This is a genomic window from Cryobacterium sp. N21, from assembly GCF_002929575.1.
GTDB classification, from domain to species: domain Bacteria; phylum Actinomycetota; class Actinomycetes; order Actinomycetales; family Microbacteriaceae; genus Cryobacterium; species Cryobacterium flavum.
The window spans coordinates 101014-115144 of record NZ_PJJQ01000033.1 but is presented as its reverse complement, the minus strand read 5'-3'; the positions used below and the strand labels follow the sequence as shown (position 1 = coordinate 115144).

At 66.2% G+C, this 14131-nt stretch carries 10 protein-coding genes; 5 read left to right on the top strand and 5 right to left on the bottom strand.

The features are described from left to right. Positions 1-168: 168 nt before the first annotated feature. The 4 genes from CXY77_RS10860 to CXY77_RS10840 all read left to right on the top strand — a co-directional run bounded on the left by CXY77_RS10860 (position 169) and on the right by CXY77_RS10840 (position 5566). Positions 169-1404 carry a maltose ABC transporter substrate-binding protein gene (locus CXY77_RS10860; protein ID WP_104089542.1) on the top strand — a complete coding sequence of 412 codons (1236 nt, stop codon included), beginning with the start codon at positions 169-171 and terminating at the stop codon, positions 1402-1404. Positions 1405-1501: 97 nt separating this feature from the next. Further along, positions 1502-3115 carry an ABC transporter permease subunit gene (locus tag CXY77_RS10855; protein ID WP_104130058.1) on the top strand — a complete coding sequence of 538 codons (1614 nt, stop codon included), beginning with the start codon at positions 1502-1504 and terminating at the stop codon, positions 3113-3115. Then, positions 3112-4014: a sugar ABC transporter permease gene (locus CXY77_RS10850; protein ID WP_092339305.1), complete on the top strand. Its 903-nt coding sequence runs from the start codon at positions 3112-3114 to the stop codon at positions 4012-4014. The genes CXY77_RS10855 and CXY77_RS10850 overlap by 4 nt, the downstream gene beginning before the upstream one ends. Before the next feature lie 1156 nt (positions 4015-5170). Then, positions 5171-5566 carry a cupin domain-containing protein gene (locus tag CXY77_RS10840; RefSeq protein ID WP_233197349.1) on the top strand — a complete coding sequence of 132 codons (396 nt, stop codon included), beginning with the start codon at positions 5171-5173 and terminating at the stop codon, positions 5564-5566. A gap of 20 nt (positions 5567-5586) precedes the next feature. On the opposite strand, the gene CXY77_RS10835 is transcribed toward CXY77_RS10840, so the two are convergent. Together CXY77_RS10835 and CXY77_RS10830 are read right to left on the bottom strand one after the other, a co-directional pair. After that, entirely contained in the window at positions 5587-7392 is a 1806-nt protein-coding gene (locus CXY77_RS10835) for an ABC transporter ATP-binding protein (RefSeq protein WP_104089537.1), read from the bottom strand. Continuing rightward, on the bottom strand, positions 7389-9251 hold the full coding sequence (locus CXY77_RS10830) for an ABC transporter ATP-binding protein (RefSeq protein WP_092339311.1): 1863 nt from the start codon (positions 9249-9251) through the stop codon (positions 7389-7391). Before CXY77_RS10830 ends, CXY77_RS10835 begins: the two co-directional genes overlap by 4 nt. Before the next feature lie 545 nt (positions 9252-9796). Here CXY77_RS10830 and CXY77_RS10825 point away from each other — a divergent pair. Next, positions 9797-10486: a DedA family protein gene (locus tag CXY77_RS10825; RefSeq protein WP_092339313.1), complete on the top strand. Its 690-nt coding sequence runs from the start codon at positions 9797-9799 to the stop codon at positions 10484-10486. 161 nt (positions 10487-10647) lie between these two features. Here the strand turns inward: CXY77_RS10825 and CXY77_RS10820 are convergent, their stop codons facing one another. The 3 genes from CXY77_RS10820 to purN all read right to left on the bottom strand — a co-directional run bounded on the left by CXY77_RS10820 (position 10648) and on the right by purN (position 14122). Beyond that, positions 10648-11727 (bottom strand): Glu/Leu/Phe/Val dehydrogenase dimerization domain-containing protein, encoded by a 1080-nt coding sequence (locus tag CXY77_RS10820; protein ID WP_104130057.1) that lies wholly within the window; start codon positions 11725-11727, stop codon positions 10648-10650. 137 nt (positions 11728-11864) lie between these two features. Continuing rightward, positions 11865-13532 (bottom strand): bifunctional phosphoribosylaminoimidazolecarboxamide formyltransferase/IMP cyclohydrolase, encoded by a 1668-nt coding sequence (gene purH, locus CXY77_RS10815; protein WP_104089534.1) that lies wholly within the window; start codon positions 13530-13532, stop codon positions 11865-11867. Further along, the gene (gene purN / locus CXY77_RS10810; RefSeq protein WP_104089806.1) at positions 13529-14122 is read right to left on the bottom strand and encodes a phosphoribosylglycinamide formyltransferase; all 594 of its coding nucleotides are present in this window, start codon (positions 14120-14122) and stop codon (positions 13529-13531) included. Before purN ends, purH begins: the two co-directional genes overlap by 4 nt. Between the last annotated feature and the right edge of the window lie 9 nt (positions 14123-14131).

The window sequence follows — 14131 nt, the reverse complement described above, 5'->3', positions numbered from 1 at the left end:
GATCCGCACAGAATTCGCGTTCTCCACGATTCGTTGCAGTTCTGTGACCAGAATGGCGCGTATTCGGGCTAACCTCGATCAAGGCCGGGATGCAATCGCTTGCAAACCGGGTCGGAATCAGCCCGCCTGCATCGCCGCAGGCACTATTTTGCGAAAGGCTCCACACCAATGACGGTGAACACCAAGAACCTGCTCCGCCTCGGCGCCCTCCTGGGCGTTGCAACCCTCGCCCTCGCCGGATGCTCGCCCGCGTCATCCGACGACACCGCCGGCGACGCCGCTTCCGCGAGCACACTGACGGTCTGGATCGACGCCGAACGCGTCGACGCCCTGAAACCGGCCGCGGCCGCGTACACCGAGAAGACCGGAGTGGAGGTCGACCTCGTCTCCAAAGACAATGCCACCCTCAAGGATGACTTCATTCAGCAGGTCCCCACCGGCAAGGGCCCGGACATCACCATGGGTGCCCACGACTGGCTCGGTGAACTCGTCACCAACGGTGTCGTCAGCCCGATCGAACTCGGCGACAAGGCAGACGATTTCCTCCCCGTCGCCATCACGGCATCCACGTACGACGGCCAGGTCTACGAGCTGCCCTACGCCGTCGAAAACCTCGCCCTGCTGCGCAACGCCGACCTCGTGCCCGAGGCCGCCACCTCCTACGACGACATGATCGCCAAGGGCACCGCCACCGGCGTGACTTACCCGTTCCTGGTCGAGCAGGGTGTCGACGGCAACCCGTACCACCTCTACCCGTTCCAGACGTCGTTCGGAGCTCCGGTCTTCGGCACCGACTCAACCGGCGGCTATGACGCCGCCCAGCTCGAAATTGGCAACACCGGCGGTGAGGCCTTCGCTGCATGGCTCTCCGCCCAGGGCAAGACCGGTACCGGCGTGTTCAACACCGAGATCACCGGTGACATCGCCAAGACCGCCTTCACGTCCGGCGACGCCGCCTTCTGGCTGACCGGCCCGTGGAACGTCGGCGCAGCTCTCGACGCAGGAATCAACCTCGCGGTCGACCCGATCGCCGCTCCGTCGACCGGCGCCGCAGCCCCCTTCGCCGGAGTGAAGGGCTTCTTCATCAGCGAGCAGAGCGAGAACAAGGTCGCCGCCAACGACTTCCTGGTGAACTACATGGCCACCGAAGACGTGCAGACCGCCCTGTTCGAGTCGGGCGAGGTCCTTCCCGCGCTGAAGGCATCCGCCGAGGCAGCGTCGAGTGATCCCATCGTGGCCGGCTTCGCCGCGGTCGGCGCTGAGGCCGTGCCGATGCCCGCCATCCCGGCCATGGGCCAGGTCTGGCAGTTCTGGGGCATCGCCCAGGCCGCCATCATCAACGGCGAAGACCCCACCGCGACGTGGCAGAAGCTGGCCGCCGACGTGCAGGGCGCCATCGGCTGACCGGCACCATCCGCAGAGCAGCAACCGCACCACCGCGGGGTGTGGTCGCCCGTCGACCACACCCCGCACGAGAGTTGAACCCGACGAAAGCTGAACCATGCGCACCGATGACACCGACGTCAGCACGACCAAACCGTCGAAGCGGCAGCATCGCGCGGCTATGGTCGCGGAAGCAGCCTCCGGCGGCCTGAAAGCCATCCTGGTCAAGATGGCGCTGCTCGGCGTCGTGGACGCCGTCGCGCTCTATGGCCTGTTCATCCTGTTCCTGCAGCAGCAGTGGCTCATCTTCGCGCTCGTCGCCCTGGTCACGCTCGTGGTCAACTGGATCTACTTCACGCCCGGCAAGCTCCCGGCCAAATACCTCACCCCCGGCGTCATCTTCCTGGTCGTGTTCCAGATCTTCGTCGTGGGCTACACCGCCTACATCGGGTTCACCAACTACAGCACCGGCCACAACAGCGACAAGGCGCAGGCCATCTCGGCGCTCATGAGCAGCGCCCAGGAACGCGTGCCCGACTCCCCCAGCTACGCGGTCACGGTGCTCGACCAGTTCGGCACGCTGAGTTTTCTGGTGACCGAACCTGGCGGCGAGGTGAGCCTCGGCTCGGCCGACAGCCCGTTGGCGCCCGTGAACGATGCCACCATCACCGGTGGTGAGGCCGTCGGGCTCGACGGCTACACCACCCTCAGCTTCCAGGACATCCTGTCGCGCACGGCTGAAATCACCGCCCTCACGGTGCCGTTCTCCGACGACCCGAACGACGGCGCCCTGCGCACCAACGACGGCAGCAGCGCCTACCTCTACCTCTCCTCGCTCGTCTACGACGAGCAGGCCGACACCATGACGGATACCCAGACCGGCACGGTCTTCTCCGACACCGGTGACGGTGCCTTCGTCTCGGCGACCGGTGAGGAGATGCTGCCGGGCTGGCGCATCAACGTGGGATTCGACAACTTCGCCCGCGCCTTCACGGAAAAAGGCATTCGCACACCGCTGATCAGCGTAACCCTGTGGACCATCACCTTCGCCGCCCTCTCGATGGCGACGACATTCTTCCTCGGGCTCTTTCTCGCCATCGTTTTCAACGACATGCGCATGAAGGGTCGCAAGTTCTACCGGGTCGCCATGATCCTGCCCTACGCCTTTCCGGCATTCCTGTCCGCACTAGTCTGGGCCGGCATGCTCAGCGAGAGTTTCGGCTTCGTCAACCAAGTGTTGCTCGGCGGGGCGCAGATCCCCTGGCTCACCAACGAATGGCTGGCCAAGATCAGCATTCTCGTGGTGAACCTGTGGCTCGGGTTTCCGTACATGTTCCTGGTCTGCACCGGAGCCCTGCAGTCGATCCCGGCCGAACTCGAAGAAGCCGCCACGGTCGACGGCGCCAGGCCCTGGGCGGTGTTCCGGCTGATCAAGCTGCCGCTGCTGCTGGTGTCGGTCGCGCCGCTGCTCATCGCATCGTTCGCGTTCAACTTCAACAATTTCAATCTCATCTACATGCTCACCGGTGGCGGGCCGCGCGATGCCGCGGCCGACGTGAATGTCGGGGCCACCGACATCCTGATTTCGATGGTCTACAAGGTCGCCTTCACGGGGCAGGCCCGGGACTACGGGCTCGCTAGCGCGTTCTCGATCATCATCTTCATCCTGGTGGCGGTCATCTCGGTCATCGCCTTCCGCAAGACCAAGGCACTCGAGGAGTTGAACCGATGACATCCGTCGACGAGGGCACGCGGGTGATCCCGCAGAAACGACCGTTCACGTTCAAGCGGTGGTTCGGCCGCACGGGGTGGCGGCACGCGATCGGCATCGTCATGGTCGTCTTCTCCGGCTTTCCGCTGCTGTACGTACTCTCGGCTTCCCTCAACCCACAGGGAACCCTCACCGGGTCGAACGAGCTGTTCTCGCAGGTGGGTTTCGAAGCCTACGCGCGCATTCTCAACTCCCCCGATGCCCCGTTCGCCCAGTGGTTCGGCAACACCATCGTCATCGCCGGCACCACCTCGATTCTCACCGTCTTCCTCGGCGCTCTTGCGGCATATTCCTTTTCGCGCATGCGCTTCACCGGTCGTCGGGTTGGACTGCTGACCCTCGTGCTCGTGCAGATGTTCCCCCAGCTGCTCGCCGTCGTCGCGATCTTCCTCGTGATGAGCACGATCGGTGACCTGTTCCCCGCGATCGGCCTGAACACCCAGGTCGGGCTGATCATGGTCTACCTCGGAGGCGCCCTCGGCGTGAACACCTACCTCATGTACGGCTTCTTCAACACGATCCCGTCGTCAATCGACGAGGCGGCCAAGATCGACGGGGCGAGCCACGCCCGCATCTTCTTCACGATCATTCTGCGGCTGGTCGCCCCGATCCTCGCGGTCGTCGGGCTGCTGTCTTTTATCGCGACGACCAATGATTTCGTAGTCGCCAGCGTGCTGCTGATCGACCCGGAGAAGCAGACCCTCGCCGTGGGCCTGTACAAGCTCGTGTCCAACCCGAACTATGCAGACTGGAGCGCGTTCTCGGCCGGCGCTGTGCTCGCCGCCCTGCCGGTGATGGCGCTGTTCCTCTACCTGCAGAAGTACATCGTGGGCGGGCTGACAGCTGGCTCCGACAAGTAGGTTTTTCAGCCCTCCGACCGGGTGACCGGGGTCGGCTCGACCGGACCCTGGTCTAGCCGGAACGGCGGGTACTCGTCGCGGCGGGGTGATCGGGCCGGTCGCATCCACTCGACCAAATGCGGGCGGCTGCGGCACCGTGCCCGCGCCCCCGGGCTCACGCGGCTTCGGTGTGAGCTGTCGACCGAGGCCGATGGCGCCGGCCACAACGAGGAGCACACCGATCAGAAAGAGGATGCCGCCCCCGACCAGGAGTCCCACAGCGATCGGTCCGAGCAGATCGGTGTGCACACCAGCGGAGAGGTTGACCGCGACCCCGGGGCTGCCGTCAGCGTTCATCACGACGACGGACCAGTCGCCGGCGGCGGGCTTCCAGATGATTTCCTGGGTGCCGGTGCCCGTGGCCGATTCGGTCCAGAAGCTCTGGTCCGTGGGAGCGGCCGCTGATTGGGTGCCGGGAACGTCGAGGTAGTCGACCCGGAACGGAGACGTCCGTACCTCGCGCAGCTCGCTGTGGTTCACGTCGGCGAGGTAGGTATCAACGTCGGCGCGCGGCGCGATGCCGATGAAGACGTCCTGGTCGGTCGCCACATTGCTCGCCTTAAGGCGCAGCGTGGCAATGTCGAACCCGACGCCGGTCGGTACTCCGAGGTCCTTGCCAACGTCCAGGTTCGGCGAGGTGATCGCCGAGGAATCAACAGTGAAGGTCTCGGCCTGCGTGGTGAAGTAGCCGTCATCCCCCTGCGCGGCGGTGACGACGGCGAGCGCCGTACCCCCGAGAGCATGCCGGCGCCGACCAGACCCAGCACGGTGCCCAGAATGAGCATGATGATCGGTCCGGGCCTGGCCCCTGACCGCGCCCGCAGTCGGGAGGTCGGCGGGGTTGCCGCTGGTGGGGTCTGCGGGGAGGGCGTGAAACTGCTCATCGTCTGGCAGCCTTTCTCGTGCGGTGCATGCCGATGGACCAAAGTTGCGCTGCTAGCCTCCCGCACCTCTGGCGATCGCACTAGTGACGAAAGACCCGTTTCGTCGAGCGGATGCCTCGGCCGATCGCCTGGCCCGACCGTCTGCGCAGGCCGCTGGCGCGGATGCCTGGGCCGTGCGGCCAAGCCGGCGCCACCTCCTGTGCAGGCAAGCGGCGCGGTGCTACCGTGCTGGAATGCAGAGCGATCCGGTCGTCACCAACCCCCAGTTCTACCGGGTGATTTTCGAGAACGAGCGGGTGCGGGTGCTCGAGTACCTCGACCGGCCCGGCGACGAAACCGTGCCGCATCGGCACCCCGACAGTGTCATGTTCACCCTGACCGCCTTCCAGCGGCGTCTGTCAAGCGGCGGCCGTTCCGTCGACGTCGACCTGCCGGAGGGCGTCGCTCGCTGGCTTCCCGCCCAAAAGCATTCCGGGTCCAACATCGGCGATACGGCCACGCACACCATCTTTGTCGAGCTCAAGGAGCCTGTGCCCGCCACGCTCACCCCGGGCACCCCAGGCACCCCAGGCCGCCCGGAGCCCCTCGGTCCAGACGCCACCGAGCGCCGTGGTCCCCTGCTCGATTAGTGTCGGCGGCCTCGCCCGCTCTACACCAGGGAGTCGCGCCAGGCGGCGTGCATCGTCGCGAAGCGCCCGGTTCCCGAGATGAGGTCGTTCGGGGTGCCGTCCTCCACGATGCGCCCGTGTTCCATCACGAGCACCCGGTCGGCGATCGCAACCGTCGACAGGCGGTGCGCGATGATCACGGCAGTGCGATCGGCCAGCAACGTCTGCAGCGCCTCCTGCACCAGCCGTTCACTCGGAATGTCGAGCGACGACGTCGCCTCATCGAGAATGAGCACCGCCGGGTTGGCAAGGAAAGCGCGCGCAAACGAGATCAGCTGACGCTGTCCGGCCGACACCCTCCCGCCGCGCTTGTTGACGTCGGTGTCATACCCGTTCGGCAGGCTCTCGATAAAGTCGTGAGCACCGACGGCGGCCGCGGCGGCGCGGATGTCGTACGCCGAGGCATCCGGTTTGCCGATCGCGATGTTCTCCGCCACCGACCCACTGAACAGGTAGGCCTCCTGGGTGACCATGACGATCGCGCGCCGCAGGTCCTTGGGGTGCAGGTCGCGCAGGTCGACGTCGTCGAGCCGCACCCGGCCATCCGTCGGGTCGTAGAAGCGGCTCATGAGCTTGGCGAGCGTGGACTTGCCCGCACCGGTCGACCCGACCAGGGCGATGGTCTGCCCGGCCGGAATGTCGAGGTCGAAGTGCGGCAGAATCTCCCGATCGGCCTGGTAGGCGAACTGCACGTTCTCGAAGCGCACCCGTCCGCGGGCCTCCCAGAGGTCGACCGGGGCGACCGGATCGGGTACGCCCGGACGTTCCTCGAGCACACCCGAGATCTTCTCGAGCGCCGCGGCGGCCGACTGGTAGGAGTTGTAGAACATCGCCATCTCCTCCATCGGGTCGAAGAACCGGCGGGTGTAGAGCAGTATCGCGAGCAGCGCGCCGATGGCGAGGTCGCCGTCGGCCACCCGAAAGCCGCCCACCAGCAGCACGGCGGCGACCGTCACGTTGCCGATCAGCACCAGTCCGGGGTCGAAAACTCCGAACAGCTGGATCACCCGCGCGTTGACCTGCCGGTAGCTCTCGACGAGTTGTCCGAACACCGACTCGTTGTGCTTCTCGGTGCGAAACGCCTTCACGGCACGAATGCCGGTCATGGTTTCAACGAAACGCACGATCAGGCTCGCCGACGCGACCCGCGACTGCCGGAACAGGCTCTGCGAGCGCACCTGGAACCAGCGGGTGAGAATGACCAGCGGCAGGAGCGCACACAGCAGCACGAGTCCGCTCGTGCCGTCGAACAGCACCAGGGCGATCGCGGTGAACGACATATAGAGGATGCCCTGCACCAGCTGGTTGATCCCCGAGTCGAGCAGCTCCCGAATGGCGTCGAGGTCACTGGTCTGGCGGGAGATGATGCGGCCCGAGGTGTACGACTCGTGAAATTCGAGGCTCAGCTTCTGCGTGTGCACAAACACGCGCTTGCGCAGGTCGATCAGCACGGCCTGGCTCACTCGGGCGCTCAGAACGGTGTACCAGGCGATGAGCAGCGCGCCGAGCACCCCGGCAACCAGGTAGATCCCGCCGGTCGCGGCCAACGGCATCCAGTCCTGCTTCAGTAGCGCCGGTAATCCGCGGTCGATGCCGAACGCGATCAGGGCCGGGCCGGCCACCTGCGCGGCGGTCGAGACGACCACCACGAGCATGGCGAGCACGACCTTGCCGCGCACCGGCAGCAGCAGCGAACCGAGCAGCCGCAGCGAACGGGCCCGAATCTGCTTGCTTTCAGCCTTGGTGAAGTCGTGGCGTTCCTCACCCTGTACTCCGGTGACGCTCACAGTACTTCCTCCGCTCGGATCGATTCTCGGCGTTCTTCGTCTTCCAGACTGGAGATGACGAAGGTGTAGTGCGGGCTGGTGCGCAGCAGTTCGGAGTGCGTACCGACCGCCGTGATGCGGCCGTCTTCGAGCAGCGCCACCCGGTCGGCGAGCATGACCGTCGACGGGCGGTGCGCCACGATGAGCGCCGTCGTGTCGACGAGCACCTCGCGGAGCGCGTTCTCCACGAGCGATTCGGTGTTCACATCGAGCGCCGAGAGGGGGTCATCCAAAATCAAAACGGATGGCCGCGCCGCGACCGCGCGCGCCAGGGCGAGGCGCTGCCGTTGCCCGCCGGACAGACTCATGCCCTCCTCGCCGACGAGGGTGTCGACGCCGAGCGGCAGGTCGTGCACAAAGCCGGCCTGGGCGATCTGCAGGGCCTGCGCGAGCGCGGCATCCGCTTCGGGACTGTTTTCGGCCAGGTCAGCGCGCCCGAGCAGCACGTTGTCGCGAACGGAGGCGGAGAACAGCGTGGCGTCCTCGAAGGCCATCGCCAAGTGGCGGCGCAGCTCCTCACGGCTGAGCGCGCGCACGTCGACACCGTCGAGCGTCACTGAACCGGCCGTCACGTCGTACAGCCGGGTGGTCAGGGCCGTCAGCGTGCTCTTGCCCGAGCCGGTGAGTCCGACCAGCGCCATGGTCTCCCCCGGTTCGAGCACGAGGTCGATGCCGTCGAGCAGGTCGGGAAAACGCTCCGGCGAGTCGGGGTAGCGAAAGTGCACGTTGTCGAACGCGAGCCGGCCGAGCGGCGCGTTCAGGATGACCGGAGCGGCCGGGTCGGTGATGTCGTTCGGGGTGTCGAGAATGTCGAAGAACCGGTCGGTCGCGGTGCGCGCGTCGAAGGTCATCGACAGCAGAAAACCGATCGATTCCACCGGAAACCGCAGCACCGTCGCCGTGGCGAAGAATGCGAGCAGCTCGCCACCGCTCAGGTCGCCCTGACTGGTGAGCCAGACGCCGGCGACGAGGCAGAGCGCGAACGCCACATCGGGAACCAGCAGCAGCCAGAGCCAGATGCCGGCAATGGCGCGGGCTTTCTCGATCTCGGTGCCGCGCAGGCTTTCGGCCTGTGAGGCGAAGTTCTTGAGCGCGAACGAGCCACGACCGAAGGCCTTGAGCACGCGAATGCCGTGCACCGATTCCTCGACCGCGGTGGCGAGGTCGCCGGACTGGTCCTGGCTGCGCCTGGCGATCACCGAGTATTTCTCCTCGAAGACGTAACCGTAGATCCAGATCGGAATCGAGCAGACCACGAAGATCACGCCGAGCAACCAGTGCATCCACAGCAAAATGACGACGCCGACGACGATGGTGAGAAAGTTGACGACGAGCAGCACGAGCCCGAACGACACCCAGCGGCGGATGAGGTTCAAATCGCTCACGGCGCGCGAGAGCAGTTGGCCGCTCGGCCAGCGGTCGTGGAAGCTCACCGGAAGGTCCTGCAGGCGGGCGTAGAGGTGGTTGCGCATGCGCGCCTCGATGTGGGTGCCGGGTGTGAGCACGAACCAGCGGCGCAGGGCGATCATGATCGCCTCGACCACGCCGAGGGCGAGCACGATCCACACGGCCGGCCAGATCTGTGAGGCGCTGTCGCCGGAGCCGACGCTGCTGAGCGGGCCGTCGACCAGCCAGGCCAGCACCTGCGGGATGGCCAGGGCCACGAGACCGGCCAGCAGCGCGGCGACCATGCCGAGATAGATGCGCGGCAGGGCCGGTTTGGCATAGGGGTAGAGCCGTTGCAGGCTGCGAAAGGTGTTGCTGCGCACGGCCGCGTCGTTGGTGGGAGGCGGCGGTGCCGGTGGTGCAGTGGTGGTCATGGTCCAGTCCTGATTGTGGTGCGGGGTGCGCGTGAAGCGGATGTTTGTGGTCACCAGACCGAGTGGTCGCCACCCGAGACGCTCGCGCCATACGGCGCTGGCGGGTCGGCGATGCCCGGTATCGAGCGGTGGGTGCGCGTGTACAGAACGCGCAGGCAGCGAGCTGCCGGGCTGAACGAGCGAATCGCTCGTCGTTGCGGGGTGAGTCGCGGCTAGCCGACGAGACGCACGGCGGCGGCGGGGGACCCAGCGGAGACGCCAAAGTGTGCGCCGTCGGTCGCAATCGCTGCGAGCGTGATCGGTGCTGTCTTTGTCATGTCTGCCTCCTGGGCGCCTCAAGAATATGTGTCAGATGCCCCCCGGATCAGGCAGCCTTTCAGACTATGGCGGAACGGGGGCAGAACGCAAGGTTTTTCTGGGGTGGGGGCATCCGCGGGGCGGAATGGCCACCCGGCATTTCCCAGCCTGAGGTCACGTAGTCTGGGTTCTGCGCCTTTTCTCGGCATGGCCATGCCGCGCGCGCTCGCCCGTTGGAAGGATTCTTCATGCTGCCCACCCTCTTCGGAATCGATTTTCTCGACTCTGAGTGGCTGATCCACTCGTTTGGGTCCTTCGTGCTTCTGGGCGTCGCCGCGGTCGTGTTCATCGAGACCGGTTTCATCGTTTTGTCATTCCTGCCGGGTGATTCCCTGCTGTTCACCGTTGGCTTGCTCACCGCGACCGGCGTTGTTCCGCTGCCGATTTGGGTGACCTGCCTGGTGGTCTTCATGGCCGCCTTCGCCGGTGACCAGCTGGCCTATGTCATCGGCCGAAAAGCCGGCCCCGCGGTGTTCTCGCGGGAGAAGAACCGCTTCTTCAACCCGAAGAACGTGGAGCGCACCAACGCCTTTTTCGCCAAGCACGGCGGCAAGTCCATTATTCTGGCCCGTTTTCTGCCGGTCTTTCGGGCCTTCGTGCCGGTTGCCGCCGGTGTCGGCAAGATGCGCTACGGCAGCTTCGTGACCTACAACGCCATTGGCGCCTTCGCCTGGGGCGTCGGACTCACCCTGGTCGGGTTCTTCCTCGGCCAGATCGCCTTCGTCGAGAAGTATTCCGAGTTCTTCATCATCGGCATCATCCTGCTCTCCGGAATCCCCATTCTCACCGAACTGGGCAAGGCCGCACGCACGACGCTCAAGGAGCGCCGTGCGGCCGCACGCGTCGTTCCGACAATCCCGGCCGACCTCCGCGAGTAGTGCCCCGGGCGCAGACCGCAGACCACGTTGTCGCGCGGCCGAAAGCTGCACCGGTGGCCTCGAGCTGCTGGCGCGACCGACCTGCCAGGCGCGCCAGCAGGTTTACCTAGCGCCAATAGCTCTCGGCGCTCGAAGCGGGCGCGCCAGGGCGAGCGAACGGGCTACCGGGCGGCGCCCAGCCGCGCCGCGGCGAGCATCTCGGCGGCGGCGAGCGTCGTGATCTCGTTGGCGCGGGCATCCGTGAAGATCTGGGTCAGCACGGAGCCGATGCCCGCGACGCGCGCGGTGATCTGCGCGAGGTCGGCGTTCGGTTCGCTCGCCATGGCGAGGTAGACGACCCCGCCAGCGTTGACGACGAAATCCGGTGCCCAGAGGATGCCTCGCGCATCCAGCTGGGCCGCCCCGGCCGGTGTCGCAAGCTGGTTGTTGGCGGCGCCGCAGACGCCGAGCACGTTCAGCTCCGCGATGACGGATGCGCTCAGTACGCCGCCGAGGCCGCACGGCACGAACAGGTCAGCGTGTACCCGGTGGGCGTCGGCGACGGACACCCAGCTGGCTCCAAGTTCGTCGGCGACGGCACGCTTGTCGGGGTTGATGTCGGTGACGGTGAGGGTGGCGCCGGCTGCGGCGAGTGCCCGCGCGAGGCGTCCGCCGACCTGGCCGAGTCCGGAGATGACGAGGTGGCGGCCCGGCACCTCGCGGCTGCCGAACAGGGCCTCCAGGGTGGATTCGATGCTCGAGTAAACTCCGGCCGCTGTGGCATCGGCTGGTTCGCCGACTCCGCCGCTCGCGGCGGGCAGTCCGCAGACGTGGCTCGTGCGTCCGGCGACGATGGCCATGAGTTCGGCGCTCGTGCCCACGTCTTCGGCGGTCATGTAGGCACCGTTCAGGCTTTCGATGGCGTCGCCGAGGTCGAGCATGGCCAGGCGTTTCTGGGCGTCGGTGAGTACGGTGCCAAGCGGCAGGTAGATCACCGATTTGCCGCCGCCCAGGTTCAGACCGGCGGCCGCGTTCTTGAGGGTCATGGCGGCGGAGAGCCGCAGAGCGTCGGCGACCGCGTCGGTCCAGCTCGCGTACTGCCAGAGGCGGGCGCCGCCGAGGGCCTGGCCGAGGCGGGTGGAATGAACGGCCACCGTGATCAGCAGTCCGGAGCGTTCCCCGGTCGTGATCAGCACTTTCTCGTGGGACAGTGTTGTCTGCGCGAGGGAGTCGAGGGCGGCGGCTGGATGCGTGAGGGTCATGGAAACTCCGTTGTCTCGGGCTTTGTGGGCCGAATGCGGCGGAGCCGGTGTGTGGCACCGCCTCGAACAGGATAACCGGCCCAGGCATGCAAAAAGCACCCCCGATTCAATATCGCGCGGTGCTTCTCGCGTTTGTTCTAGTGGAAGAAGTGACGCTCCCCGGTGAAGTACATCGAGACACCGGCCGCGGTGGCCGCGGCGATGACCTCGGGGTCGCGCACCGATCCGCCGGGCTGCACGACCGCCGCGATGCCGGCGTCGAGCAGAACTTCGAGCCCGTCAGCGAAAGGGAAAAACGCGTCCGACGCAGCGACCGATCCCTCGGCGCGTTCGCCAGCCCGGCTCACAGCGAGGTGACAGGAGTCGACCCGGTTGACCTGGCCCATTCCCACACCGACGGATGCCCCGGCGTGCGCCAGCAGAATCGCGTTCGACTTCACGGAACGGCAGGACTTCCACGCGAATTCCAGGTCGGCGCGGGTGGCAGCATCCACTTCGGGGCCGGCCACGAGAGTCCAGCCGGCCGAGCTGAAGCCCTCAAAGCTGTCGGTCTCTTGCACGAGCAGGCCGCCGGAAATCTGGTGCAGTTCGAGCGAGGAACGCTCGTAGTCGGCCGGCAGTTCGAGCAGGCGGATGTTCTTCTTCTTGGTGAGCAGTTCCACCGCGGCGGGTTCGAAACCGGGGGCGACGAGCACCTCGGTGAAGATCTCGCTGATGGTTTCGGCCATGCCGAGGGTGACGACGCGGTTCGCGGCGATCACGCCGCCGAACGCGGAGATCGGGTCGCAGGCGTGCGCGCGCAGGTGCGCGGAGGCGATGGCATCCGGTGCATTGGGCTTGGCAACGGCGATGCCACACGGATTGGCGTGCTTGACGATGGCGACGGCCGGCTCACTGAAGTCGAAGGCGGCGCGCACCGCGGCATCCGCGTCGACATAATTGTTGTACGACATTTCCTTGCCGTGCAGCTGCTTGGCCTGGGCGATGCCCCGGCCGCCTTCGCCCACGTAGAGCGCGGCAGCCTGGTGCGAGTTCTCGCCGTAGCGCAGAATGGCGTCGCGGGTGACCTCGATACCGAGGCCGGCGGGAAAGGTGGATTCCTCTTCGTCGTCGTCGTCGATGGTGGAGAACGTGACGTCTTCGCCCAGCGCCTCGGTGTCGTCCTGCCACTGGTCGTAGACGTTCTCGGTGAACCACGCCGAGACGCTGAGGTCGTAGTCGGCGGTGTGCTCGAAGGCGAGCGAGGCGAGCTTCTGGCGCAGTTTGAGGGTCGAGCCACCATCCGCGACGGCGGCGATGATCTCGCCGTAGTTGGCCGGGTCGACGACGATGGCCACGTTCGCGTGGTTTTTAGCGGATGCCCGCACCAATGCCGGCCCACCGATGTCGACCTGCTCGATCACATCGGCCGGCTCTGCGCCGCTCAGGGCGGTCTCGACGAAGGGGTACAGGTTGACGACGACGAGCTGGAACGCCTTGATGCCGAGCTCTGTGAGCTGAGCTTCGTGCGTTTCGAGCCGCAGGTCGGCGAGGATGCCGGCGTGCACGCCGGGGTGCAGGGTCTTGACCCGGCCGTCGAGGGACTCCGGAAAGCCGGTGACCGCCGCGACATCGGTTACGTCTACGCCGGCGGCGCGAATGGTGGCCGCCGTCGAACCGGTGGAGACGATTTCGACGCCATCCGCTTTCAGGGCTGCGGCGAGCTCGACCAGGCCGGACTTGTCGCTCACGGAGATGAGTGCGCGCTCGATTACGATCTGGTCGCGGTTACGGTACGAGCTGGGCGCGTTGGTGTGTCCACTCATGCGTTGGAGTTCTCCTTGAGGTTCATGTGTCCGTTGGCGATGTCGAGCACGGCCTGGATGAGCAGGCGACGCTCGACGATCTTGATGCGATTCTGCAGGGAAGTTTCGGTATCGCCTGGCAGCACGTCGACGCGTTCCTGCACCAGGATGGGGCCCTCGTCGACACCGTTGTCGACCACGATGATGCTCGCACCGGTCTGCACGGCCCCGGCAGCGAGGGCGTCACGCACCGCGTGTGCGCCCGGAAATTCGGGGAGGTAGGCCGGATGCGTGTTGATCAGGTTCGGCGACAGCGCGGCGACCACGCGCGGCGGCAGCAGGCGCATCATGCCGCTGAGCACGACCAGGTCGGGCTGCCACTGCTGAATTTGCGAAAGTAGTTCGTCGCCCCAGGCGGCGCGGTCGGGAAACGACGAGAAGGGAACGGAGAAGGCCGGGATGCCGAATTCGACGCCGAGTTCGAGGCCGTCGGCGTCACGGTCGGCGCCGATCGCCACGATTCTGGCGGGAAACTCGGCGTCTTCTGACGCCTCCAGCAGGGCTCGCAGATTCGATCCTCCGCCGGAGATCAACACGACAATAGACAGCACGGTCTCGAG

What these genes read in the sequence shown, in the direction of transcription:
- CXY77_RS10860 (WP_104089542.1), top strand. Translation starts at nt 169, where the DNA reads ATGACGGTGAACACCAAGAACCTGCTCCGCCTCGGCGCCCTCCTGGGC.
- CXY77_RS10855 (WP_104130058.1), top strand. Translation starts at nt 1,502, where the DNA reads ATGCGCACCGATGACACCGACGTCAGCACGACCAAACCGTCGAAGCGG.
- CXY77_RS10850 (WP_092339305.1), top strand. Translation starts at nt 3,112, where the DNA reads ATGACATCCGTCGACGAGGGCACGCGGGTGATCCCGCAGAAACGACCG.
- CXY77_RS10840 (WP_233197349.1), top strand. Translation starts at nt 5,171, where the DNA reads ATGCAGAGCGATCCGGTCGTCACCAACCCCCAGTTCTACCGGGTGATT.
- CXY77_RS10830 (WP_092339311.1), bottom strand. Translation starts at nt 9,251, where the DNA reads ATGACCACCACTGCACCACCGGCACCGCCGCCTCCCACCAACGACGCG.
- CXY77_RS10825 (WP_092339313.1), top strand. Translation starts at nt 9,797, where the DNA reads ATGCTGCCCACCCTCTTCGGAATCGATTTTCTCGACTCTGAGTGGCTG.
- CXY77_RS10820 (WP_104130057.1), bottom strand. Translation starts at nt 11,727, where the DNA reads ATGACCCTCACGCATCCAGCCGCCGCCCTCGACTCCCTCGCGCAGACA.
- purH (WP_104089534.1), bottom strand. Translation starts at nt 13,532, where the DNA reads ATGAGTGGACACACCAACGCGCCCAGCTCGTACCGTAACCGCGACCAG.